Genomic DNA, 24,387 nt, shown 5'->3' with positions numbered 1-24,387 from the left:
TCAGCCGCGTCTCGCGGGTACCGGCGTCAGCTCGCGGGCACCGGTGTCGCGCTGTCCCCGGCGACCTTCCCGTAGTCGTTGTGCGTGCGGTACTTCTCGGCGAAGTGACCGGAGGTCCATCTGTACGTGATCACGTTCTCCCCGGAAGGACTCGACACCGGGTCGCCCTTGTCGTACACCTGCTTGGTCACCACCAGGTCCCCGCGGTCGATCTCCGCGTAGACCGGCGGCTCCTCCGCAGTGAAGACGTTCTCGTACGAGCCGTTCTGCTCGCGGTACACGTAACTGCCGACGCCCACCGCGTCACCGCAGGTCAGCACGTTGACGACGACGTCGTCCGCCGAGCCCTTCGTCAGGTTGCCGTAGGAGACGTCGACCGGGTACTCGTCGGCGACGCACGGCTTCAGATCGCGCTTCACCTCGGGCGCGACCTTCGGGTCGTCCTTGATGAGCTCGACCGCGTTCACGGAGTCGGGGGTCTTCGACGGCGACACGGAGGGCGTGGCGGCCGCGGCGCCCGCCACCGAGTCGGCGTGCGCCGGTCCCTCGTCACGCGCGCCGGTGCCGCCCGCACCGCACCCGGACACCAAAAGGGCGAGGGCGGTGGGCACGGCCAGTGCCGCGCTCACCGCCTGGATACTGCCCCGGGTCCGTACAGAACCCTCGCCGGTCAGGCCGCGCACCGCTCCCGCTCCTCACGCTCCAGCGCGCGTGCGTCCAGATCGCGGGACTCCAGCTCCTCGCGGAGCCGGGCGAGCGCCCGGTGCAGCGTGCTCTTGACCGTTCCGGCCGACATGCCGAGGGCGGCGGCCGTCTCCTCCGTGGACATCTGCTCCCAGTGTCGCAGCACCACGACACTGCGCTGCTTCGGGGCGAGCACCTTCAGGATGTCCATCAGCAGGGCGCGGTCCGCGTGCTGCTCGGTGGCGTCGTCGACCGAGGCGTCCGGGAGCTGCTCGGTCGGGACCTCCTCCAGCTTCCGCGCCCGCCACCACTCCGTACGGGTGTTGATCATCACCCGGCGCAGATAGGCGTCGGCCAGCCGCTTGTCCTCGATGGTCTCCCACCGGCCGTACGTCCGCACCAGTGCCGTCTGCAGCAGGTCCTGCGCATCCGTCGGGTCGGGGACCAGGCGGCGGGCACTGCGCAGCAGCGCGTCCTGCCGGGTGCGGACATACTCCTCGAACTCGAGCACCTCGCCCTGCGCCATGGTGAACCGCCTCCCGTTTCCCCGTCCGGGCCGGCTCCCCGCCGCCCGTGCACTGCCTGTGGTCCTCAGTCGTCCCGTGTCTTCCGGGAACGCGTCTGAAGGTACGGAGGCGTTGTCACGGCGCTGTCCGAAGCAGCCTGCGGCCAGCGCTCGGCTGTCCGTCGGTTGTGTAACGGAAGCCGTAACGGGGTAGAGCGGTGGGGGTGTTGAGGGCGGTTCGGGGTGATTTGTCCACCTCGGGTGCTGTGACGAACGGCGGTCGCGGCTGTGATGTGCCTGTACGTCAGGTCCGTCGGTCAGGTCAGCGGCAGCCGGTACGAGCCGCCCTCCAGCGGCTCCACCAGACCGTCGGCGACCAGACCGTCCAGGGCGCGGGCCCGCTGCACCGGCTCGTGCCACACCCGGTCCAGCGCCGCCTGCGGCACGGCACCGTGAGCCTCCCGCAGCACCGCGAGCAGCCGCCCGCGCACCTGCCGGTCGGTGCCCGCGTACGTCTGACCGCGGCGCGGCGGTCCGTCGTGCTCCGGCTTGCCCGCCAGCCGCCACGCGCACTGCGCGGCGATCGGGCAGCGGTGGCACGACTCGCTCTTCGCCGTGCACACCAGCGCGCCCAGCTCCATGGAGGCGGCGGCCCAGCGGGCGGCGGTCGGCTCGTCCTCGGGCAGCAGCGCGCGGGCCAGCTTGCGCTCGGCGGCGGTGGTGGCGTTGGGCGGGTACTGCACGCCGGTGACCGCGCGGGCGAAGACCCGCCGCACGTTGGTGTCCAGCACCGGGTGCCGCTGCCCATAGGCGAAGGAGGCGACGGCGGCGGCCGTGTACTCGCCGATGCCGGGCAGCGCGAGCAGCTGGGCGTGGTCGGCCGGTACGTCACCGCCGTGCCGTTCCGTTATGGCGACGGCGGCGCCGTGCAGCCGCAGCGCGCGGCGCGGGTAGCCGAGCCGCCCCCAGGCGCGCACGGCCTCGCCGGGCGCCTCCTTGGCCAGGTCGGCGGGGCGCGGCCAGCGCTCCAGCCACTGCTCGTAGACGGGCAGGACGCGGCTCACCGGCGTCTGCTGGAGCATGAACTCACTGACCATCACTCCCCACGCCCCGGCCTCGGGGCGCCGCCACGGCAGGTCACGGGCGTGTTCGCCGAACCAGTCGATGACGGGGGAGTGCAGGTTCTCTCCGAGGGGCGGCCCGGAGGGGCCGTCGGCGGAGGCGGCGGAGGCGGCGGTGGGGTGCGGGGGTTTCGTGGGAGCAGTCATGGCCCTTCGATGGTGCCACGCAGAGGTGCCGAATCGGGCACGCCACCACCCCGCCGGGGCGGTAACCCGAAGATCCGCAGATCCCTGTTCGAGCCGCACGCGGTCGGCAGGCGCCGCCTCGGCCTCCTCCGTCATCCCCGACGACCGCTCCAGCGAGGGGGGTTCACCGATACCTCCCGCTGAACTGCCGAGCGGCACGCGGGCGTTCCGGAGAGGGCGCGCGGGCGTTCCCGACCGGCCGTGCGCCGCGCGGCGCGGCTCGGTGGCGCGCGGGCGTCTCGCGCGAAGACGAAGAGCGCCGCACCGGCACGGCACCCGCGGGCCCCGGCCCCGCGCCGTACTCACATCGGGGTGTCCTGCCCGTCATCACGGACGGTAAGGGACGGGCCGATGTCGTCACGCCCTGCGATCACCCCGTCCCGTACCCGACGAAAGACCAGGGTACGAGCCGGGATTCCGAGATGATGATCCGGAAAAGTTGTCACTCCGAGCGGCGGGTGGGACCGGTGAACACGCCGATCTCTCGTAAGGTTTGAGCCGTGGGATCTCTGCGCAATCCGGTCGGGCCGCTCCCCTCCTCCATCTACTGGCGTCGGAGGGTCGTACTGGTGTCTGTGGTCGCCGTGTTGGCGCTGCTGACCCTGTGGATCGTGACGATGGGCGGCGGGGGCGGCAAGGATCGCGACAACGGCGCCAACGGCAAGAATCCCGCGCCCTCCATCACACCCGGCCCGTCGAGTTCGGGCCCCGCCATCAGTCAAGCGCCGGGCGGGCGCGACGAGTCGGGGGACGAGGGCTCCGGCGGCTCGGGTGACGGCTCCGGGGACAGCTCCGGCTCGGGCTCCGGCGGCGGCTCCGGCGAAGGCTCCGGCGACGGGTCCGGGTCCGGCGGCTCGGGCGGTTCCGAGGGAGCGGGCGGCACCGGTGGCTCGGGGAGCGGTTCCGCCGCGGGCGGTGTGGGCGCCGGCGACACCCTGCCGGCCGGCTCCACCCTGCCCAACTGCACCGCGAGCGCCGTGAAGTTCAGCCTGCGCAGCCGCCACAACACCTACGACCCCGAGCAGACGCCCACGTTCCTGCTCACCGCGCGGAACGTCTCCGGCAGCGACTGCAAGATCGATCTCGGGCCGAAGAACGCGGTGTTCACGATCGCCCCGGCGAGCAGCGACGACGACTACTGGTCGTCCGAGGACTGCCCCAAGACGGCCGCGCGTCAGCTGTACCGGGTCGCCGCCGGCAGCGGCATCACCTACACCCTGAAGTGGGACCGCAAGCCGAGCGCCCCCGAGTGCGCCACGCCCCCCGCGGGCTCGGCCAAGTCGGGCACCTACCTCGTGGAAGCCAAGGCGCCGGGCTTCACGAAGGTCCAGGCGTCGTTCGTGCTCTCGGCCGACTAGGGCCTGTCGTACAGCTAGGCCGGCGGAAACGTCCGAGGGCGGTACCCCTTCCCGGGTACCGCCCTCTGTTGTTCAACCGCGTCCCGTACGCCTCAGACGTACCGCTCCAGGATCGAGGACTCCGCCAGCCGCGACAGCCCCTCGCGGACGCTGCGGGCCCGGGCCTCGCCCACGCCGTCCACCGTCTGGAGGTCGTCGACGCTCGCGGCGAGCAGCTTCTGCAGTCCGCCGAAGTGCTCGACGAGACGGTCGATGATCGCGCCGGGGAGCCGGGGCACCTTGGCGAGGAGACGGTAGCCGCGCGGGGAGACCGCCGAGTCCAGCGTCTCGGGCGCGCCGGTGTAGCCCAACGCCCGGGCCACCGTGGACAGTTCGAGCAGCTCGGCGTGGGTGAGGGCGTCGAGTTCGGCCAGGGCCTGGTCGACCGTGCGGGAGCGCTTGGCCGTGGGCTCGGGGACGTAGTCCCGCACGACCAGCTCGCGCTCGGGTTCCACGCCCGCGATCAGCTCGTCGAGCTGGAGGGCCAGCAGCCGGCCGTCGGTGCCGAGCTCCACCACGTACTCGGCGATCTCCGTGGCGATGCGGCGCACCATCTCCAGGCGCTGGGCGACCGCCGAGACGTCCCGGACGGTCACCAGGTCCTCGATCTCCAGCGCCGACAGCGTGCCCGCGACCTCGTCGAGGCGGAGCTTGTAGCGCTCCAGGGTGGCGAGGGCCTGGTTGGCGCGGGACAGGATCGCCGCCGAGTCCTCCAGGACGCGGCGCTGCCCGTCGACGTACAGGGCGATCAGCCGCATCGACTGGGAGACGGAGACCACCGGGAAGCCGACCTGCTTGCTGACACGGTCCGCCGTGCGGTGCCGGGTGCCCGTCTCCTCCGTCGGGATCGTCGGGTCCGGGACCAGCTGCACGCCCGCGCGCAGGATCTTCGACAGGTCGGAGGACAGCACGATGCCGCCGTCCAGCTTGCACAGCTCACGCAGACGCGTCGCGGTGAACTCGACGTCCAGCACGAAACCGCCGCTGCACAGCGCCTCGACCGTCTTGTCGGAGCCGAGCACGATGAGTCCGCCGGTGTTGCCGCGGAGCACGCGCTCCAGGCCGTCACGCAGGGCGGTGCCGGGTGCCACGGCGCTCAGCGAGGCGCGCATCAGGCCATCGGTACCGGCGCTCCCGCCGGATTTTCCGGGAGCAGATGCCCGGTCGTTGGCTGCCACTGCACTCCTCCGGTCGCAGGTTCTGGGCGCCCCCGTGTCGCGCGCTCGGTTCGCACGGACGGGCGAGACCAGGGCAAAGTCTACCGGCGACCCTCCTCGTCCCGTGGGGCGTCTCTGCGACGGGAGCGGGGAAGGACCCTCAGGGCGTCCCCCACGTCCGCGACTTCCAGGACCTTCATGCCCGCCGGAACCTTGCCCGGATCGCCCGGGACCAGCGCGTGCGTGAAGCCCAGGCGGTGGGCCTCGGCCAGTCTGCGCTGCACGCCCGTGACCCGTCTCACCTCGCCCGCGAGGCCCACTTCGCCGATCGCGACGAGGTTCTTGGGGAGAGGTGTGTCACTCGCGGCGCTCGCCAGGGCGAGGGCGACGGCCAGGTCCGCGGCCGGCTCGGTGAGCTTCACCCCGCCCACCGTCGCGGAGTAGATGTCCCTTTTGCCCAAGGCGCTGATCCGCCCCCGCTGTTCCAGCACCGCGAGCATCATCGAGACGCGGGAGGTCTCCAGACCCGAGGTGGTGCGGCGCGGGGAGGGGATCTGCGAGTCGACCGTGAGCGCCTGAACCTCGGCGACCAGCGGGCGGCGGCCCTCCAGAGTGACGGTCAGGCAGGTGCCCGGGACCGGCTCGGCCCGGCGGGTCAGGAAGAGGCCGCTCGGGTCGGCGAGACCGGTGATCCCCTCGTCGTGCAGCTCGAAGCAGCCGACCTCGTCGGTGGTGCCGTAGCGGTTCTTGACGCCGCGCACCAGGCGCAGGCGGGCGTGCCGGTCGCCCTCGAAGCTCAGGACGACGTCCACCAGGTGCTCCAGCAGACGCGGGCCCGCGATCGCGCCGTCCTTGGTGACATGGCCCACCAGCAGCGTGGACATGCCGCGTTCCTTGGAGGCGCGGATGAGGGCTCCGGCGACCTCCCGCACCTGGGCCATGCCGCCGGGCGCGCCGTCGATCTCCGGGGAGGCCACCGTCTGCACCGAGTCCATGATCAGCAGCGACGGCTTCACCGCGTCCAAGTGGCCCAGCACCGCGGCCAGATCCGTCTCGGCCGCCAGGTACAGATGGTCGTCGATGGCGCCGATGCGGTCGGCGCGCAGCCGGACCTGGCTCGCCGACTCCTCGCCCGTGACGTACAGCGTGCGGTGCTCGTCGCTCGCGGACTTGGCCGCCACGTCCAGCAGGAGCGTGGACTTGCCGACGCCCGGTTCGCCCGCGACCAGCACCACGGCGCCCGGGACCAGCCCACCGCCGAGCACACGGTCCAGCTCGGGCACGCCGGTGGGGCGGGCGGTGGCCTGGCGGCCGTCCACCTGGCCGATGGGCAGGGCGGAGGTGGTGACCCGGCCGGGGGCCGTCGTGCGCACCGCGGGCGCGCCGTACTCCTCGACCGTCCCCCAGGCCTGGCACTCGGGGCAGCGGCCGAGCCACTTCGCCGTCTGCCAGCCGCATTCCGTGCAGCGGTAGGACGGGCGGTCCTTGGTGGTCTTCGTACGGGCAGCCATGGACGAAACCGTAGCCGCCGGCACTGACATCGCGGGACCGGCCGGTGGCGGCCACCTGCGCGCCAGGGGTTCGCCACCCCGCGCCAGCGGTGGAGCCACCGGTTCATGTCCCCGATTGAGGGATCGTTTCACCCGTACGGATTAAATGTGCTCAAGCCGCCTGAAGGTGCCACTCCCGGGCCCCTACGGTCGCCGAATGATGAGCAGTACTCCGGAGATCTCGACCCGCTCGGTCCGCACGGCCGGCGCCCACCGGGCGCACCGGGAGGCGCGCGACCGCGGGGCGGCGCGCACGCTGGCGCAGCAGCCGCCCGCGCGCTACGAGCCCTACCTGGACGGCCTGTTCACCTACTGCCTGTCCGTGCTGTGCGACCACGAGGCCGCGACCGCCGCCCTCGGCGACGTCCTCGCCCTCGCCGAGCGCCGCGGTCGGCACGTCCCCGCGGCCCCCGCCGACCGCAGGGCCTGGCTGTACGCGCTGGCCCGCTGGGCGTGCCTGCGCAAGCTGGCCGAGGCCAAGCAGAAACGTCAGAGCAGCCATGCCGCGGGCCGTACCGACCGGCAGCGCGCCGACCGTCCGGCCGCCTCCGAGGAGGTCCAGGAGCGGCGCCGTCGCGAACTGGCCCTGCTGGCCTGGCCGGAGGCCGCCGGCACCACACCCGAGCAGCGCGAGGCGCTCGAACTGGCCGTGCGCCACCACCTCGCCGCCCGCGAGGTCGCCGCCGTCCTCGGCATGGACCCGGCCGCCGCCCGCGACCTGCTCGCCTCCGCCGCCTGCGAGGTGGAACGCACGCGTGCGGCCCTCGCCGTGGTCGAGACCGGGGCGTGTCCGAGCGTGGCGCACCTCGTCGGCGACGACCGGCTCGTGCTCGGCACGGCCCTGCGCCGCGAACTCGTCCGGCACGTCGACGACTGCCCGCGCTGCCGCCGCACCGCCGAGCGCGCCATCCCCGGCCGCTGGCCCGGCACCAGCGTCACCCCCGCCGAACTGCCCGTCCTGCCCGCCCCCCGCGCCGCCCTGCACATCGCCATGGCCCACCACCCGCGCGCGCGGAGCGCCGCTCCCCGCTTCGACCGGCGCGGCTTCCCGATGGACCCCAAGGACCACGCCGCCCGCAGGGATCGCCTGCGCGCGCGTGCCGTCACCACGACCGTCGTCGCCACCGTCGTGGCCGCCCCCGTCCTCGCCCTGTGGGCCGCCTACCGGGGCACCCCGATCGGCGAGGGCCAGGACGGCCGTTCGGCCTCCGCGCGCGAGGCGGACGACCCGTTCGGCCTGGACGGCGAAATGGCGGGCGGCGGCTACGAGAACACCGGAAACGCGAGCACCCGCCCCGGCCCCCGCTTCGACAAGGACGGCAAGGCCGACGTCTCCGTCGAGGTCATCGGCGTCGCCGGCGCGGGACGCGCGAGCGCCCTGGAGGTCACGGCCGACAACAGCGGCGACACCACCCTGGTCACGCTGACCGCCAGCGGCCCGGCCCCGGTGCGCTGGTCCGCCTCCACGGGAGCCCCGTGGCTCTACCTCAGCCAGTCCTCGGGAACGCTCCGGCCCGGCGAGTCGTTGACGATCAAGGTGTACGTCGACCACCTGCGGGAGCCCGCCGGCCCCTGGCACGCGCAGGTGGCGATCGTGCCCGTGGGTGCCGTCGTCCACATCGAGGGCTACGGCACCGCGCCCAGCCCCTCCGGCCCCGGCCCGGACCCCCGCCCCAGCGGCCCGGCCGACCCGTCGCCGACCCATCCCGACCCGACGCCCACGACCTCCGCCCCGGACCCCGACCCCACCCCGACCACCCCGCCCCCGACGACCGACCCGGACCCCACGCCCACGCCCACGCCGACCGACCCGGCCCCGACCGAGCCCACGGGCTCGACGCCACCGCCGTCGGACAGCGGCGACCCGAGCCCGGTCACGTCGTAACCGGGTCCGCGCCCTCAGAGCCCGGGGCTCGCCGGATGCGCGGGATCCGCCGGATGCGGTGCCAGCAGCGGCAGCTGCGAGGCCAGCCGCTCCTCGCACAGCTCCACCAGCCGGTCGTAGCCGGCCTTGCCCATCAGCTCGATCAGCTCGGGCCGGTAGGAGACGTACACAGGATCGCCCGCGCCGTGCGCCGAGGTCGCCGACGTGCACCACCAGTGCAGGTCGTGGCCGCCCGGACCCCAGCCGCGCCGGTCGTACTCGCCGATCGACACCTGGAGGACGCGGGTGTCGTCGGGCCGGTCGATCCACTCGTACGTCCGCCGCACCGGCAGCTGCCAGCACACGTCCGGCTTGGTCTCCAGCGGCTCGCGGCCCTCCTTCAGGGCCAGGATGTGCAGCGAGCAGCCCATACCGCCCGCGAAGCCCGGCCGGTTCTGGAAGATGCACGAGCCCTGGAAGGGACGCGTCTGCCGTTCACCGTCCTCGTCCTCGGAGACCCAGCCGCCCCGCGTGCCCTCGGCATGGTGCTGCCAGATGTCCGGCGTGAGCCTGGCCACATACCCGGCGACGCGCTTCTCGTCGTCCTCGTCGGAGAAGTGGGCACCCAACGTGCAGCACCCGTCGTCCGCGCGGCCCGCCTGGATGCCCTGGCAGCCGCTGCCGAAGATGCAGTTCCAGCGAGAGGTCAGCCATGTCAGATCGCAGCGGAAGACCTGCTCGTCGTCCGCCGGATCAGGAAACTCCACCCATGCGCGAGCGAAGTCGAGGCCCTTCTCGTCGGCCTCCACGACGCCCGGTGATTTGTCGCGCTTCGCCTTTTTCGTCTTTGGCACGACTCCAGGGTACGGGCCCCGCTACGGGCCTCGTACCCACGCCGAGGACAGCGGACGCCCCGGCGGGCAGTAGCGTTCCGTACATGAGACTCGGTGTCCTCGACGTGGGATCGAACACGGTGCATCTGCTGGTGGTGGACGCGCACCCCGGCGCGTGCCCCCTGCCCGCGCACTCGCACAAGGCGGAACTGCGCCTCGCCCAGCTCCTCGACGACGACGGCGCGATCGGTCCGCACGGCGTCGACCGGCTGATCTCGGTCATCCAGGAGGCGCTCCAGGCCGCCGAGGACAAGGGCGTCGAAGAGGTCCTGCCGTTCGCGACCTCCGCCGTGCGGGAGGCCCGCAACGCCGACGACGTCCTGGAGCGCGTACGCGCCGAGACCGGCGTCGAGCTCCAGGTCCTCACCGGCTCCGAGGAGGCCCGGCTCACCTTCCTCGCCGCCCGCCGCTGGTTCGGCTGGTCGTCCGGGAAGCTGCTGGTCCTGGACATCGGCGGCGGCTCCCTTGAGGTCGCCTACGGCATCGACGAGGAGCCCGACGCTGCCGCCTCGCTGCCGCTGGGCGCAGGCCGCCTCACCGCCGGCTGGCTCCCCGGCGACCCGCCCGCCGCTGACGACGTCCGCGCCCTGCGCCGGCACGTGCGGACCGAGATCGCCCGCACGGTCGGCGAGTTCAGCCGCCTCGGCACCCCCGACCACGTCGTCGCCACGTCGAAGACCTTCAAGCAACTGGCCCGCATCGCCGGCGCCGCCCGCTCCGCCGAGGGCCTCTACGTCCAGCGCGAGCTCAAGCGGGCGTCCCTGGAGAGCTGGGTCCCGCGCCTGGCCGCCATGACCGAGCAGGAGCGCGCGGAGCTGCCGGGCGTCTCGGAGGGCAGGGCCGGACAGCTCCTGGCGGGCGCCCTGGTCGCCGAAGCGGCGATGGACCTCTTCGGAGTGGAACGCGTCGAGATATGCCCCTGGGCGCTGCGCGAAGGCGTGATCCTGCGTCGACTTGATCACATGGACACCGAGTAGGGCCTGTTGTTCGGACCAGGTCGCGGGGAACCGGCGGTGCTTCCCGATGCCGGTGAGCCCCGCGTCTGCGGGGCTCACCGGCCCGCGTCTGCGGGCTGATCCGAACGACGGGCCCTGGGACGGGCGCCGGTGGGCGAACGCTATGGCAAACACCACAACGGCCAAGAGGCCCCCCACACCACCCCGACCACACCCCGTAATCTGTCCTGCATGGCAGAGCCAGCCGTGAAGATCCCGGACGCGAAGGTCGCCCTGTCGACGGCCTCGGTCTACCCGGAGTCGACGGCCACGGCCTTCGAGATCGCCGCGCGCCTCGGTTACGACGGAGTCGAGGTCATGGTCTGGACCGACCCGGTCAGCCAGGACATCGAGGCCCTGCGCAGACTCAGCGACTACCACCGCATCCCGATCCTGGCCGTGCACGCCCCCTGTCTGCTCATCACGCAGCGCGTCTGGTCCACCGACCCGTGGACCAAGCTCCAGCGGGCCCGGGCGGCGGCGGAGAAGCTCGACGCGAGCACGGTCGTCGTCCACCCGCCCTTCCGCTGGCAGCGCCAGTACGCCCGGGACTTCGTCACCGGCATCTGGCGCATGGCCGACGAGACGGACGTACGGTTCGCCGTCGAAAACATGTACCCGTGGCGCTACCGCGACCGCGAGATGCTCGCGTACGCGCCCGACTGGGACGTGACGAAGGACGACTACCGGCACTTCACGATCGACCTCAGCCACACCGCGACGGCCCGCTCCGACGCCCTGTACATGGTCGACCGCATGGGGGACCGGCTCGGCCACGTCCACCTCGCCGACGGCCGGGGCTCCGCCAAGGACGAGCACCTGGTGCCCGGCCGCGGCACCCAGCCCTGCGCCGAGGTGCTGGAGCGGCTCGCCCTGACCGGCTTCGACGGGCACGTCGTCATCGAGGTCAACACCCGCCGCGCGATGTCCAGCGCCGAGCGCGAGGCCGATCTGGCGGAGGCCCTGGCCTTCACCCGCCTGCACCTGGCCTCGGCGGTGAAGGTGCCGCGGTCATGACCGACGGGCCCCCGGCGGGCAACGGGTCCGGCACCGCCGCCCGCCGCCGCGGCCGCCCCCCGCGCACGGAGTCGGCGGACACCCGCGACCGCATCCTGACCGCCGCCCGCGACGAGTTCTCCGAGCGCGGCTACGAGAAGACCTCCGTACGCGGCATCGCCAAGTCCGCCGGCGTCGACCCGGCCCTCGTGCACCACTACTTCGGCACCAAGGAGCAGGTCTTCGAGGCGGCGATCACCCTGTCCTTCGGACCCACTCTGCACGCCCCCAAGGCCATCGAGGAGGGCCCGCTGGACGGGGTGGGGGAGCGGCTGGCCCGCTTCTTCTTCGGCGTCTGGGAGAACCCGGCGACCCGCGCGCCGCTGCTCGCCGTCGTCCGCTCCGCCCTCACCAACGAGACCGCGGCGGCCGTCTTCCGGCGGATCATCGCCACGCAGGTGCTGCGCCGCATCGCCGTACGGCTGGAGCTGCCGGACGCCGAGCTGCGGGCCGAGCTCGCCGCCGCCCAGCTCGTGGGCGCCGCGATCCTGCGCTACGTCGTCAAGATCGAGCCGCTGGCCTCGGCGGACCCGGAGCAGGTCATCGCACGGCTGGCGCCCGTCGTACAGGGGCATCTGACCGATCCGTGAGGCGTGCGGGGGCGCGTCCGACCACCCCGTCAGGTGCCGCGGCCGAGACACTCGTCCCGCATTCCGGACACACCGTCCCGCCCACTGGATGACCGGCGTACGCTCGGTAGCAGTCAGAAATCTCCGAATCCTCTGACGCCGTCTTTGAAGGAGCGAGCGACGATGCCCGAGCTGAGGTCCCGCACAGTCACCCACGGCCGCAACATGGCGGGCGCCCGCGCCCTGATGCGCGCCTCCGGTGTACCGGGCGGGGACATCGGCCGCAAGCCGATCATCGCGGTCGCCAACAGCTTCACCGAGTTCGTCCCCGGTCACACGCACCTGGCGCCGGTCGGCCGGATCGTCAGCGAGGCGGTCGTCGCCGCCGGGGGCATCCCGCGCGAGTTCAACACGATCGCCGTCGACGACGGCATCGCCATGGGCCACGGCGGCATGCTCTACTCCCTGCCCTCGCGCGACCTGATCGCGGACAGCGTGGAGTACATGGTCGAGGCGCACTGCGCCGACGCCCTGATCTGCATCTCCAACTGCGACAAGATCACCCCGGGCATGCTGAACGCCGCCCTGCGGCTGAACATCCCCACGGTGTTCGTCTCCGGCGGCCCGATGGAGTCCGGCCGCGCCACCCTGGTCGACGGCACGGTCCGCACGCTCGACCTGGTCGACGCGATCTCCGACGCCGTGAACGACAAGATCTCGGACGAGGACATCCTCCGTATCGAGGAGAACGCCTGCCCGACCTGCGGCTCCTGTTCCGGCATGTTCACCGCCAACTCTATGAACTGCCTGACCGAGGCCATCGGCCTGTCCCTCCCGGGCAACGGCTCGGTCCTGGCCACCCACACGGCCCGCAAGCAGCTGTACGTGAACGCGGCCAACACGGTCATGGACATCACCCGCCGCTACTACGAGCAGGACGACGAGACGGTCCTGCCGCGCAGCGTGGCGTCCGTCGCGGCGTTCGAGAACGCCATGGCCCTCGACATCGCCATGGGCGGCTCCACCAACACGATCCTGCACCTGCTGGCCGCCGCCCAGGAGGCCGGCGTCCCCTTCGGCCTGGACGAGATCAACGCCGTCTCGCGCCGCGTGCCGTGCCTGGCCAAGGTCGCCCCGAACGTCGCCAAGGACCGTACGTACTACATGGAGGACGTGCACCGCGCCGGCGGCATCCCCGCCCTCCTCGGCGAACTGCACCGAGCGGGCCTGCTCAACGAGGACGTGCACTCGGTCCACAGCCCCTCCCTCGCCGACTGGCTCAAGACCTGGGACGTGCGCGGCGGCTCCCCGTCCGCCGAGGCGGTCGAGCTGTGGCACGCGGCCCCCGGCTGCGTCCGCTCCGCCGTGGCCTTCTCCCAGTCCGAGCGCTGGGCGGTCCTGGACGAGGACGCCGAGGGCGGCTGCATCCGCTCCGCCGAGCACGCCTACTCCAAGGACGGCGGCCTCGCGGTCCTCAAGGGCAACCTGGCGGTCGACGGCTGCGTGGTGAAGACGGCCGGCGTCGACGAGTCCATCTGGACCTTCGAGGGCCCGGCGGTCGTCTGCGAGTCGCAGGAGGAGGCCGTCCAGAAGATCCTCACCCAGCAGGTCAAGGACGGCGACGTGGTCGTCATCCGCTACGAGGGCCCCAAGGGCGGTCCCGGCATGCAGGAGATGCTCTACCCGACCTCGTACCTCAAGGGCCGCGGCCTGGGCAAGACCTGCGCGCTGGTCACGGACGGCCGCTTCTCCGGTGGCACCTCCGGCCTGTCCATCGGCCACGCCTCGCCCGAGGCCGCCGCGGGCGGCACCATCGCCCTGGTCGAGGACGGCGACCGGGTCCGCATCGACATCCCGGGCCGTTCCATCGAACTGCTGGTGGACGACGCCGAGCTGGCCCGCCGCGACCAGGCGCTGAACGGCGTGTACGCCCCGAAGAACCGCGACCGCAAGGTCTCTGCGGCGCTGCGGGCCTACGCGGCGATGGCCACGAGCGCGGACAAGGGCGCGGTGCGCGACGTGTCGAAACTGGGCTGACACTTCTCCGCCGCCGAGGGCCGTCTCCTGCGTACGGGGGCGGCCCTCGGCGTGTGCGTGGGGTAGGAGGCCGGTGCCTGCGGGCCGCGAGCCGCTGGTCCCGATGCCCGATGCCTGCTGGCCACGAGCCGCCGATGTCCTTTTGGCTACGAGGCCGGGGGTGTCGATGCTCGCTGGGCTCCGGGCCGCGAGCCGCAGATGCCCTTCTGGCCACGAGCCGCAGATGCCCTTTTGGCTACGAGCCGCCGATGTCCTTCTGGCTGAGGCCGCGGGTGTCGATGCCCCCGGGGCTACCGGGCCGCCGGTGTCGATGCCCCGGGGCTACCGAGCCGTCGGCGCGACGTCCTCCGGGCTTCCAAGCCGCCGCAGCCGGTGCCCCGCTACCACGCCCCCGGATCCCGCCCGTTCAAGGCGAAGACCGTTCCGTCCGGGGCGCTGCCGTAGACCCGGTCGCCCGCCACCACCGGCTCGGGCAGCGACGCCGGGATGCGGTCCGACCGGTCGCCCAGCCGGGTGGACGTCTCGCCCGTGAGCTTCCCGCGTCGCGCGTCGACGGCGAGCAGCCGCCCGTCCGACGCGCTCACGTACACGTACCGGTCACCGGCGACCGGCGTGGACCCCCGCATGACGCCCGTCTCCAGACTCCACAGCTGCTCACGGGCCTGAAGATCGACGGCCACCATCGACCCGCCGGTCCCCATGAGGTAGGCCATGTTCCCGCGCACGGCGCCATGGGCCTGCTGGAGGGGGACGGTGAGGCGCACCCGGCGGGTCTCACCCGTCTTCGGGGTGTAGCGGACCACGCCCCGCGCATCGCCGTACACCGCGTCGACGGACAGGAGGAACACCGAGCCGCCCGACGCGCCGAAGGGCTCCAGCGTCCCGTCGAGCCGGACGTCCGACCGCACGTCACCCGACTGCGGATCCACCACCGTGAGCCGGGTGCTCTTCCCGTTCCCCGACGCGCTGAAGGCGCACGCCGACGGGTCACCGGCGAACGTGACCACGGACGGCCGCTCATGACCGGGGATCCGGCTGCTCCACCGCGGGTCACCCGAAGCGCCGTCCACGCCGGTGACCTTCCCGTCGGCACGCTGGACCAGGATCATGCCCCCGGCGTACACCGCACTACCGGCGTCGGGGGTGTCCCGCTGCCAGCGCACCTTGCCCGAGGCCGGGGCGAGCGCCTCCAGATGACGCCCCTGGCCCGGCGAGGGCTGTACGAGGCCGCCCGCCAGCACCGGCGGGTCCTTCCGGGCTCCCTTGGCGACGGGGTGCCGCCACACCACGTGCCCGTCGGACGGATCCAGGGCGAAGACCAGTCCGGGCGTGGCGCAGAGCAGCCGTCCCGCCCCGTGGGAGCACAGGGGTGCGCTGTCCCCGGCGGCCGGTGCCGTCTGCCACCCGCTGAACGCGGCGGACCGGGTCCTCGGGGAGGCGGGCTGTGCCGAGCCGCCGTCACCGTCGAGCAACGGCAGCGAGGCCAGAGCACCGACGACGGCCAGCCCGAACGCCCCGGCTCCGAGCAGCGCCCGCCTGCCGACCCGCAGCCCCCCGCCCCGACCGGCTTCCACCACAGCCCCGGCCTGCACATGACCGGCCTGCACATCACCGGCCTGCACATCACCGGCCTCCTCCGCGAGAGAAGCCCCCCGCTGCGCCGGTATGAACGTCTGCGTGTCGTACGAAGCCGCGACGGATCGCAGCTCCCGCATCAACTCGTCCGGCGTCGGCCGCTCCTCCGGCTCCTTCGCCAGACACCGCAGCACCAGCGGCGCGACCTCGTCCGGCACCCCGGTCAGGTCGGGCTCGTCGTGCACCACCTGGTAGGCGACGATGTACGGGCTGTCGGAGTCGAACGGCCCCCGTCCCGTGGCCGCGTGCACCAGCACCGACCCGAGCGCGAAGATGTCAGCGGCCGGACCCACCTCGCGCGGGCGCCGGAACTGCTCGGGCGCCATGAAGGGCGGCGTACCGATCAACCGCCCGGTCTCGGTGCGCAGTTCACTGTCGAGCGGCCGGGAGATGCCGAAGTCGATGACCTTCGGCCCGTCGTCGGCGAGCAGGACGTTGCTCGGTTTCAGATCCCGGTGGACGACCCCGGCACGGTGGATGTCACGCAGCGCCTCGGCCAGCCCCGCCATCAGGCGCCGCAACTGGGCCGGATCCATGGGGCCGTTCCGCTTCACGTGGTCGGACAGGGTCGGGCCCGGGATGAACAACGTCGCCATCCACGGTCGTTCACTGTCCGGGTCGGCATCGACGACGGGTGCCGTGAAGGCGCCGCTCACCTTGCGCGCCGCCGCCACCTCCTGCCGGAAACGCCCCCTGAAGTCGGGATCCTTGGCGAACTGGGCGTGCACGACCTTCACCGCGAGCTTCATCCCCGAGGCACTGCGGGCCATATGCACGACACCCATGCCGCCCGAGCCCAGGCGGGACTCCAGACGGTAGTGACCGGCGTATTCAGGAAGTTCCGCTTCCGCGCCCGTTCCGGTGTTCCGCTGTGGCGCCATGGGACCACCCCCGTGCTGTTCGTCCGCCGCGCGCGACGCACGGAGCCTAGTCGAAGACTCGTACGGGACAGAGGCGGCTTGCTAGCCTCCACGCACGAGTCGCGCACACGTGTTTCATGGTGTGACTCGGGGGAATCAACGACACCCCATGACAGCCATGGGGTTCAACGGGGGGAGAAACGCATGTCGATCGAGCATGCCCAGGAAGAGGAACTCAACGGCAGAGGCGAGGGCGAGGCCGTCACCATGGCGGCGTCGGCCCTGCGCTCGTACGCCGTCGCCCCGGGCGTCCGTCTGAACGTCCGCAGCGGCCCCGGCACCGGCTACGCCCTCGTCCGCGTCCTGCCCGTGGGAGCCAGGGTCACGATCTTCTGCCAGCGCCCCGGCACGATGGTGACGGGCCCGTACGGCACCACGAACATCTGGGACAACATCGACGACGGCGAGTACGTCTCGGACGCCTATGTGCACACCGGCAGCGACGGCTACGTCCGCCCGCGCTGCGGCTGAGCCGCCCGGAGCCCGCGGTCGCCCCGGGGCCATAATCGACGCGTGAGCGACGACACCGGCACCCAGGAAACCCCCGCGGGCTCCACCGGCCCACGCCCCGAGCCGATCCGCTTCTTCGGCACCACCTGGGTCGACCACGACAACGGCTACGCGGCCCGCCGCACCGCCGTCGCCGTCGGCTCCCTCGTGGCGGCCGCCGCCTCCTGCCTCGTCCTGCGCCTCGCCTACCAGGGCCTCCAGATCGCCGCGATCGGCGGTTTCGTCACGCTCCTCATGGTCGTGATGTTCGCGGTGTGCAGCGCGATGGCCTTCCGCACCACCTGGGACGGTTTCTCCCGCCGCCCCGACCCGGACCGTCAGGCGTCCCTGCGCGGCCTGCTGACCGTCGGCTTCGTCGGCTCCCTCCTCGCCTACTTCCTCCGCTCCCTCACCGAGGCCCCCGGCGAGCGGCTCCACCGCGAGGAGTACGAGGAGGCCCGCGGGCAGTACGAGAAGCGCACGTCCCGCCGCTCGGGCAACCCGAGGAACCGCCGCCGGGCGTAGCCGCCGCCAGCGGGCCTGCCGCCTACCGCTCCGCCACGATGCGCTCGACCGCCGCCGTCACCAGCTGCTCGCGCTCCGCCTCGGTGAAGACGTCCGGCAGGGTGAGCTGCTCGACGATCAGCCAGTTCAGCGTCAGCATGAGCAGCTTGACGGCCATGGCGTCGCCGGGGAGCCCGGAGGCCTCGTGGTACGCGACGTTGGCGTCGACATCCGCGCGGACCCGCTCGGTGAGGACCTTGCGCAGCTCGGGACGGCGCGTGGCCTCGAGGCGCAGTTCGAGCAGGGCGAGGTACCCGGTGCGGAACCCGGCGACGCGGCCGACGAGCTCCCGCATCAGCACCACGTAGGTCTCCCGGTCCCGGCCGGCCGCCCGCTGGCGGGCGATCGTCGCGTCGTCGGGCTGGAGCCGCTCGTAGACGCGGGCGCCGGCCTGGGTGAAGAGGTCGTCCCGGTTGGCGAAGTAGTTGGACGCGGTCCCCGCCGGCACGGCGGCCTCGGCGTCCACCGCCCGGAACGTCAGACCCCGTGCACCCTCCCTGGCCAGTACCTCGATCGCCGCGTCGACGAGCGCCGCACGCCGCTGGTCGTTCCGTCGCACCATTGACACCACTCCAGTTGTAGTACTACTTTCAAACCACTTCAAGGAGAGTACTACGTATGGAGTTATCAGAGATGCGAAAGCTCGTGTACTACATCGCCGTCACGCTCGACGGCCGCATCGCCGGCCCCGACGGCGAGTACGACTTCTTCCCCGCCGGCGACGAACGGCAGAGCGCCGCCTACAGCGCCTGGGTCAACACGCTGTACCCCGAGACGGTCCCGACGGCCTACCGCGCCGCCGCCGGCCTCGCCGACACCCCCAACCGGTACTTCGACACCGTCGTCATGGGCCTCGGCACCTACCGCGCCCCCTTCGAACAGGGGGTCACCAGCCCCTACGCGCACCTGCGCCAGTACGTGGTGTCCAGCACGCTCCGGCCCGACGCCGACCCGGCCGTCACCGTCGTCCCCGGCGACCCGCTCGGTCTGGTCCGCACGCTGAAGAAGGAGGAGGGCACCGGCCTGAACGTATGGCTCTGCGGCGGCGGCAAGCTCGCCGGTGCCCTCCTGCCCGAGATCGACGAACTGGTCGTCAAGCACTACCCGGTGGTCGCCGGCGCCGGAGTCCCGGCCTTCGACGGCGCCTTCGACCCCACCGTCTTCGACGTCGCCGAGCGCACCGCCTTCCCCAACGACGTCACCCTCACCCGCCTCACCCGCCGCTAGGGGCGTCCTGCGGTCGGGCGTAAATGTCGCAATCCACACCGAACCCAGAAGGCCCTCACCCGTTCAAGCACCCAGCACGCGTGTCACCAACGTCCCGGGACAGCACACCTAGGGCATTTCCCGACCTCTCGACTCCCGAACGGCCCGACCGCCCACCCCACTTCGGCACCCGCTCGCGCAACAGAGCCTCGCCTCACGGGATCAGCCCGCCCCCCGGCCGATCTCACCGAAATCTCACCGCACCCCACCCCGCCCCCGGCCACCATGGCCCTATGACCACATCGCCCTCCGCCCACCACCCCACCGGAGCCGACCCGACCCCCGACCCCACCCCCGAACCCCCTGCCGAGCACCCCACCCCCGAGTCCACCCGAAGCGCCCGAGCCCACTCCTTCAACGCCGCGGCCGCCCAGTACGCCGCCAACCGTCCCTCCTACCCCCCGGCCCTCTTCGACACGATCGAGGACCTGACCGGCCGCCCCCTCACCGGCGCCCGCGTCGCGGACGTAGGCGCCGGCACCGGCATCGCCACCGCCCTCCTGCACGCCCGGGGCGCGGACGTCGTCGCCGTGGAACCCGGCGACGGCATGGCCGCCCAGTTCCGCCGCACCCTGCCCGGCATCCCGGTCATCCGCGGCACGGGCGACGCCCTCCCCCTCGCCGACGCCTCCGCCGACCTCGTCACCTACGCCCAGGCCTGGCACTGGACCGACCCCGCCCGCGCCGTCCCCGAGGCCCTGCGCGTCCTGCGCCCCGGCGGCGCTCTCGCCCTGTGGTGGAACACCGACGCCCTCGACGTCCCCTGGATCGCCGAGGCCGCCGTCCGCATCGCCCGGCACTTTGACATCGACGTCTCCGCCGAGAAGCGCAACGTCAGCGCCCGCGCCGCCGACCCCACCGGCCTCCTCGACTTCACCCGCCGCACGGTCCGCTGGAGCCGCCGCGTCCCGGTCGACACCCACCTGGCCAACCTCGCCAGCCACTCGGTCTTCCTCGTGACCGGCGCCGAACACACCGCCACGTTCCTGGCCGAGGAACGCGAGCACCTGCTCCGGGCCTTCCCGGACGGCGTCGTCGAGGAGGTCTACGAGGTCGTCCTGCTCCTCGCCCGGACCCCGGCCTGACCCACACCCGCAGCCACCCCCGCACCCACATCCGCACCCACCCGAAGCCCGCCGCGCCGGCCGGTTGACGCGTACGACCCCCGGGAGCATTATTCATCGCATGATGAATAATGCTCCCGGCTCGCCACGCCCCGACCCGGCACCCACCCGGCCGACGGGCCCCGACACCCCGGCCGTCCACGCCGAGAACCTCACCGTCGTACGCGGCCCCCGCACGGTCCTGCGCAACCTCGGCTTCACCGTCCCCCGAGGCCAGATCACCGGCCTCCTCGGCCCCTCCGGCTGCGGCAAGTCCACCCTGATGCGCGCCCTCGTCGGCACCCAGGCCAAGGTCACCGGCACCCTCGACGTCCTCGGCCGGCCCGCAGGCCACCCCACCCTGCGCACCCGCCTCGGCTACGTCACCCAGGCCCCGTCCGTCTACGACGACCTGACCGTCCGCCAGAACCTCGACTACTTCGCCGCGATCCTCGACCCCGGCCGCGCCGCGGCCGACCGCCGTGCCGCCGACGTCACCCGCGCGATCGCCGACGTCGACCTCACCACCCACGCCGACGCCCTCGCCGGGAACCTCTCCGGCGGCCAGCGGGGCCGCGTCTCCCTCGCCGTCGCCCTCCTCGGCGCCCCGGAACTCCTGGTCCTCGACGAACCGACCGTCGGTCTCGACCCGGTCCTGCGCCGCGACCTGTGGAACCTCTTCCACGACCTCGCGACCGGCCGCGGCGCCACCCTCCTCGTCTCCTCCCACGTCATGGACGAGGCCGAGCGCTGCCACCGCCTGCTCCTCATGCGTGACGGCGAACTCCTGGCCGACGACAACCCCGACGCCCTGCGCGCCCGCACCGGCGCCGACACGGTCGAGCACGCCTTCCTCCACCTGGTCGACGAGGCGAAAGCAGCAGCCCGCACGAAGGAGACGACCCGATGACCACCACCGCGACCACGACGACCACCCGGCCCCGGCCGGCCGGCCCACCCAGGGCCCTGAGCGTCTCCCGCACCACCGCCACCGCCGCCCGGGTCCTGCGCCAGCTCACCCACGATCCCCGCACCATCGCGCTGCTGATCCTCATCCCCTGCGTGATGCTGTTCCTGCTGCGCTACGTCTTCGACGGCAGCCCCCGCACCTTCGACAGCATCGGCGCGTCCCTCCTCGGGATCTTCCCTCTGATCACGATGTTCCTGGTGACGTCCATCGCCACCCTGCGCGAACGCACCTCCGGCACCCTCGAACGCCTCCTCGCCATGCCGCTCGGCAAGGGCGACCTCATCGCCGGCTACGCCCTCGCCTTCGGCACCCTGGCGATCATCCAGTCCGCCCTGGCCACGGGCCTCGCGGTCTGGTTCCTCGACCTCGACGTCACCGGCAGCCCCTGGCTCCTGCTCCTGGTGGCCCTCCTCGACGCCCTCCTCGGCACGGCCCTCGGCCTCTTCGTCTCGGCCTTCGCGGCCTCGGAGTTCCAGGCGGTCCAGTTCATGCCGGCGGTGATCTTCCCCCAGCTGCTCCTGTGCGGCCTGTTCACCCCGCGCGACACCATGCACCCGGCCCTGGAGGCCCTCTCCGACGTCCTCCCCATGTCCTATGCCGTCGACGGCATGAACGAGGTCCTCCGCCACAGCGACATGACCGCCACGTTCGTCCGGGACGCCCTGATCGTCGCGGGCTGCGCACTCCTGGTCCTGATCCTGGGCGCGGCGACCCTCAGGCGCCGCACGGCGTGAGCCGGCCCGGCGCGGCATCCCGCCCAGCGGACACCCGAGCCGTCGCCCGCTCCCCGGTGGGAGGATGGACCCCGGACGACGCACCCTTCGGAGGCACCCCGCGCCATGACCCAGAAAGTCGCAGTCCTCGGCACCGGCAAGATCGGCGAAGCCCTGCTCAGCGGAATGATCCGCGCCGGCTGGAACCCGACCGACCTCCTGGTCACCGCCCGCCGCCCGGAACGAGCCGAGGAACTCCGCGGCCGCTACGGCGTCACCCCGGTCACCAACCCCGAGGCCGCCAAGACCGCCGACACCCTGATCCTCACGGTCAAGCCGCAGGACATGGGCACCCTCCTCGACGAGCTCGCCCCGCACGTCCCCGCCGACCGCCTGGTCATCAGCGGCGCCGCCGGCATCCCCACGGCCTACTTCGAAGAGCGCCTCGCCCCCGACACCCCGGTCGTCCGCGTCATGACGAACACCCCCGCCCTCGTGGACGAGGCCATGTCCGTCATCTCCGCCGGCACCCACGCCACCGCCGACCACCTCGCCCACACCGAGGAGATCTTCGGCGCCGTCGGCAAGACGCTCCGCGTCCCCGAGTCCCAGCAGGACGCCTGCACCGCGCTCTCCGGCTCCGGCCCGGCCTACTTCTTCTACCTGGTCGAAGCCATGACCGACGCCGGCATCCTCCTCGGCCTGCCCCGCGACAAGGCCCACGACCTCATCGTCCAGTCCGCCATCGGCGCCGCGACGATGCTCCGCGACAGCGGCGAACACCCGGTCAGGCTCCGTGAGAACGTCACGTCCCCCGCAGGCACGACGATCAACGCCATCCGCGAACTCGAGAACCACGGCGTACGGGCCGCCCTCATCGCCGCCCTCGAAGCCGCCCGCGACCGCAGCCGCGCCCTGGCCTCCGGCAACAACAGCTGACCACCGGGGGCGGGTCCGGCACCCGCCCCCGCCTCACCTCACACCGTGACCACGGCCCCGGCGCCGGCCGTCTCCGCCTCCGCCACAGCAGGCAACAGCCCGATCGCCCGGTACGCGGCATCCACCGTCGGCCGCGCCATCGCCCGGGCCCGCTCCGCCCCGGCCCGCAGCACCCCCTCCACATGACCGGGATCGGCGCACAACTCCTGGTGCCTGGCCCGCAACGGCCGCAGCACCTCGACCACGGCCTCCGCGGTGTCCTTCTTCAGATCGCCGTACGACGTGTACGCACCACTGAGCGCCTCGGGCTCGCCACCCGTGCACGCCGCGAGGATCTCCAGCAGGTTCGCGAGCCCCGGCCGGGTCTCCCGGTCGTACACGACCTCCCGCCCACTGTCGGTCACCGCCCGCATGACCTTCTTGCGCACCACGTCCGGCTCGTCCAGCAGATAGACGATCCCCGGCCCGACGTCATCACTCTTGCCCATCTTCGACGCCGGATCCTGCAAGTTCATCACCCGCGCCGCCACCCCCGGCCGCGTCGCCCTCGGCACCACGAACGTGTGCCCGTACCGCTGGTTGAACCGCACGGCGAGATCCCGCGCGAGCTCCACATGCTGCCGCTGATCGTCCCCGACCGGCACCTCACCGGCCCCGTACGCCAGGATGTCCGCCGCCATCAGCACGGGATACGTCAGCAGCGACAGCCGCACGCTCCCGCCCCGCAGCCGCTCCCGCGCGGCCTTCTCCTTGTACTGGATCATCCGCCGCATCTCCCCGTCGGTGGCCACACACTCCAGGACGTAGGAGAGCCGGGCGTGCTCGTCCACATGGCTCTGCACGAACACCGTGCAGAGCTCCGGATCCAGCCCGGCCGCCAGCAGCAGCGTCGCCGACTGCCGGCTCAGCCTGCGCACCCGCGCGGGATCGTGGTCCACGGTCAGGGCGTGCAGATCGACGACGCAGAACAGGGCGTCGGCCTCGTGCTGGTCGACCGCGGCCCACCGCCGCATGGCCCCCAGGTAGTTCCCCAGCGTCAGATGCCCCGTCGGCTTGACCCCGCTGAAGACCCTTGTCATCTCTCCACCTCTCGGTCGGGACCGCCGCCCCGGGCGGCCGCCCCTCCGTGGATCCGGGAGAGAGAAACGAAAACGGCCGCCGAAGCGGCGGCCGTCGAGTGCATACGTGAGGACGGCCGCCGTCAGGCGGCCCACCACAGCTGGGTGCACGTACGCGTCGTCATGAGGCCCAGGCTACGCCGCCGCACAGCCGTCCGCCCCTGAGTTGACACGTCCTACCCCCATCCGTAGTGTTCTCCGAGTTGCCCGACGTGAGCGTCGACTCCGGTCGGTCCCCGGGCAGCCAATCCGCAAGTACTCACCACTATTCGACGCACAGCATGTCTGTCGTCGTTTCATTGGCATGTGTATTAACGGAATGAGGAATCCGCGTTCGAAAGGACGAGGCCCCCGATTGGCTCGGGAGCCGGGGAATCCGCTAAAGTCTCACTCGTCGGAACGGCCCAACAGCCGCGAGGACAAACCCCGCTGACCGGGGATCAGGCCCGAAAGGATCTGATAGAGTCGGAACCGCCGGAAAGGGAAAACGCGAAAGCGGGAACCTGGAAAGCACCGAGGAAATCGGATCGGAAAGATCTGATAGAGTCGGAAACGCAAGATCGAAGGGAAGCCCGGAGGAAAGCCCGAGAGGGTGAGTACAAAGGAAGCGACCGTTCCTTGAGAACTCAACAGCGTGCCAAAAGTCAACGCCAGAT

23 protein-coding genes are annotated in these 24,387 nt (G+C 72.3%); 13 read left to right on the top strand and 10 right to left on the bottom strand.

Going from position 1 to position 24,387, the window contains the following annotated elements:
- Positions 1-26: 26 nt before the first annotated feature.
- The 3 genes from ACFZDE_RS38425 to ACFZDE_RS38415 form a co-directional block, all read right to left on the bottom strand.
- Positions 27-683 carry a hypothetical protein gene (locus ACFZDE_RS38425; protein WP_391003796.1) on the bottom strand — a complete coding sequence of 219 codons (657 nt, stop codon included), beginning with the start codon at positions 681-683 and terminating at the stop codon, positions 27-29.
- Positions 671-1,210: a SigE family RNA polymerase sigma factor gene (locus ACFZDE_RS38420; RefSeq protein WP_030251439.1), complete on the bottom strand. Its 540-nt coding sequence runs from the start codon at positions 1,208-1,210 to the stop codon at positions 671-673. Before ACFZDE_RS38420 ends, ACFZDE_RS38425 begins: the two co-directional genes overlap by 13 nt.
- A 296-nt stretch (positions 1,211-1,506) precedes the next feature.
- On the bottom strand, positions 1,507-2,457 hold the full coding sequence (locus ACFZDE_RS38415; RefSeq protein ID WP_391214450.1) for an A/G-specific adenine glycosylase: 951 nt from the start codon (positions 2,455-2,457) through the stop codon (positions 1,507-1,509).
- Between the two features lie 539 nt (positions 2,458-2,996).
- Between ACFZDE_RS38415 and ACFZDE_RS38410 the strand changes: the two genes are divergently transcribed.
- Complete coding sequence (locus tag ACFZDE_RS38410; protein WP_391214445.1) at positions 2,997-3,854, top strand: hypothetical protein; 858 nt, start codon at positions 2,997-2,999, stop codon at positions 3,852-3,854.
- A gap of 92 nt (positions 3,855-3,946) precedes the next feature.
- On the opposite strand, the gene disA is transcribed toward ACFZDE_RS38410, so the two are convergent.
- Together disA and radA are read right to left on the bottom strand one after the other, a co-directional pair.
- Positions 3,947-5,071, bottom strand: coding sequence for a DNA integrity scanning diadenylate cyclase DisA (disA, locus tag ACFZDE_RS38405; protein ID WP_031104906.1), 1,125 nt, complete (start codon positions 5,069-5,071; stop codon positions 3,947-3,949).
- 80 nt (positions 5,072-5,151) lie between these two features.
- The gene (gene radA, locus ACFZDE_RS38400; RefSeq protein WP_391003803.1) at positions 5,152-6,561 is read right to left on the bottom strand and encodes a DNA repair protein RadA; all 1,410 of its coding nucleotides are present in this window, start codon (positions 6,559-6,561) and stop codon (positions 5,152-5,154) included.
- 196 nt (positions 6,562-6,757) lie between these two features.
- Between radA and ACFZDE_RS38395 the strand changes: the two genes are divergently transcribed.
- Entirely contained in the window at positions 6,758-8,485 is a 1,728-nt protein-coding gene (locus tag ACFZDE_RS38395; protein ID WP_391214426.1) for a hypothetical protein, read from the top strand.
- Positions 8,486-8,499: 14 nt separating this feature from the next.
- On the opposite strand, the gene ACFZDE_RS38390 is transcribed toward ACFZDE_RS38395, so the two are convergent.
- Positions 8,500-9,318 (bottom strand): hypothetical protein, encoded by an 819-nt coding sequence (locus tag ACFZDE_RS38390; RefSeq protein WP_391214421.1) that lies wholly within the window; start codon positions 9,316-9,318, stop codon positions 8,500-8,502.
- Between the two features lie 83 nt (positions 9,319-9,401).
- On the opposite strand from ACFZDE_RS38390, the gene ACFZDE_RS38385 reads away from it, so the two are divergent.
- From ACFZDE_RS38385 to ilvD, 4 genes are all read left to right on the top strand, one after another.
- Complete coding sequence (locus ACFZDE_RS38385) at positions 9,402-10,334, top strand: Ppx/GppA family phosphatase (protein ID WP_391214414.1); 933 nt, start codon at positions 9,402-9,404, stop codon at positions 10,332-10,334.
- Positions 10,335-10,544: 210 nt separating this feature from the next.
- Complete coding sequence (locus tag ACFZDE_RS38380; RefSeq protein ID WP_391214402.1) at positions 10,545-11,369, top strand: TIM barrel protein; 825 nt, start codon at positions 10,545-10,547, stop codon at positions 11,367-11,369.
- Positions 11,366-11,998 (top strand): TetR family transcriptional regulator, encoded by a 633-nt coding sequence (locus ACFZDE_RS38375; protein ID WP_391214395.1) that lies wholly within the window; start codon positions 11,366-11,368, stop codon positions 11,996-11,998. Before ACFZDE_RS38380 ends, ACFZDE_RS38375 begins: the two co-directional genes overlap by 4 nt.
- A 162-nt stretch (positions 11,999-12,160) precedes the next feature.
- Complete coding sequence (ilvD, locus tag ACFZDE_RS38370) at positions 12,161-14,014, top strand: dihydroxy-acid dehydratase (protein WP_391214388.1); 1,854 nt, start codon at positions 12,161-12,163, stop codon at positions 14,012-14,014.
- Positions 14,015-14,394: 380 nt separating this feature from the next.
- Here ilvD and ACFZDE_RS38365 read toward each other — a convergent pair whose 3' ends face one another.
- Positions 14,395-16,530, bottom strand: a complete 2,136-nt coding sequence (locus tag ACFZDE_RS38365; RefSeq protein ID WP_391214382.1) for a PQQ-binding-like beta-propeller repeat protein — start codon at positions 16,528-16,530, stop codon at positions 14,395-14,397.
- 183 nt (positions 16,531-16,713) lie between these two features.
- On the opposite strand from ACFZDE_RS38365, the gene ACFZDE_RS38360 reads away from it, so the two are divergent.
- Both ACFZDE_RS38360 and ACFZDE_RS38355 read left to right on the top strand, forming a co-directional pair.
- Positions 16,714-17,040: an SH3 domain-containing protein gene (locus ACFZDE_RS38360; protein ID WP_391214377.1), complete on the top strand. Its 327-nt coding sequence runs from the start codon at positions 16,714-16,716 to the stop codon at positions 17,038-17,040.
- Positions 17,041-17,082: 42 nt separating this feature from the next.
- Complete coding sequence (locus ACFZDE_RS38355; protein ID WP_391214374.1) at positions 17,083-17,583, top strand: EamA/RhaT family transporter; 501 nt, start codon at positions 17,083-17,085, stop codon at positions 17,581-17,583.
- Positions 17,584-17,605: 22 nt separating this feature from the next.
- Here ACFZDE_RS38355 and ACFZDE_RS38350 read toward each other — a convergent pair whose 3' ends face one another.
- Positions 17,606-18,184 (bottom strand): TetR family transcriptional regulator, encoded by a 579-nt coding sequence (locus tag ACFZDE_RS38350; RefSeq protein ID WP_391214366.1) that lies wholly within the window; start codon positions 18,182-18,184, stop codon positions 17,606-17,608.
- Between the two features lie 71 nt (positions 18,185-18,255).
- Here ACFZDE_RS38350 and ACFZDE_RS38345 point away from each other — a divergent pair, with 71 nt between their 5' ends.
- From ACFZDE_RS38345 to proC, 5 genes are all read left to right on the top strand, one after another.
- Complete coding sequence (locus ACFZDE_RS38345) at positions 18,256-18,849, top strand: dihydrofolate reductase family protein (protein WP_391214360.1); 594 nt, start codon at positions 18,256-18,258, stop codon at positions 18,847-18,849.
- A 272-nt stretch (positions 18,850-19,121) separates the two neighbouring features.
- Positions 19,122-19,973 carry a methyltransferase domain-containing protein gene (locus ACFZDE_RS38340; protein WP_391214350.1) on the top strand — a complete coding sequence of 284 codons (852 nt, stop codon included), beginning with the start codon at positions 19,122-19,124 and terminating at the stop codon, positions 19,971-19,973.
- 100 nt (positions 19,974-20,073) lie between these two features.
- Positions 20,074-20,901, top strand: a complete 828-nt coding sequence (locus tag ACFZDE_RS38335) for an ATP-binding cassette domain-containing protein (RefSeq protein ID WP_391214342.1) — start codon at positions 20,074-20,076, stop codon at positions 20,899-20,901.
- Complete coding sequence (locus ACFZDE_RS38330) at positions 20,898-21,695, top strand: ABC transporter permease (RefSeq protein ID WP_391214334.1); 798 nt, start codon at positions 20,898-20,900, stop codon at positions 21,693-21,695. The genes ACFZDE_RS38335 and ACFZDE_RS38330 overlap by 4 nt, the downstream gene beginning before the upstream one ends.
- Before the next feature lie 105 nt (positions 21,696-21,800).
- The gene (proC, locus tag ACFZDE_RS38325) at positions 21,801-22,613 is read left to right on the top strand and encodes a pyrroline-5-carboxylate reductase (protein WP_391003827.1); all 813 of its coding nucleotides are present in this window, start codon (positions 21,801-21,803) and stop codon (positions 22,611-22,613) included.
- Positions 22,614-22,651: 38 nt separating this feature from the next.
- Here proC and trpS read toward each other — a convergent pair whose 3' ends face one another.
- Positions 22,652-23,692: a tryptophan--tRNA ligase gene (trpS, locus tag ACFZDE_RS38320; RefSeq protein WP_391214322.1), complete on the bottom strand. Its 1,041-nt coding sequence runs from the start codon at positions 23,690-23,692 to the stop codon at positions 22,652-22,654.
- Between the two features lie 426 nt (positions 23,693-24,118).
- The coding region (locus ACFZDE_RS38315) for a hypothetical protein (protein WP_391214313.1) at positions 24,119-24,387 on the bottom strand (269 nt) is incomplete at its 5' end.

Origin of the sequence: Streptomyces sp. NPDC007929 (assembly GCF_042959065.1) — a bacterium.
GTDB lineage: Bacteria > Actinomycetota > Actinomycetes > Streptomycetales > Streptomycetaceae > Streptomyces.
This window is presented reverse-complemented; position numbering and strand designations above follow the sequence as displayed.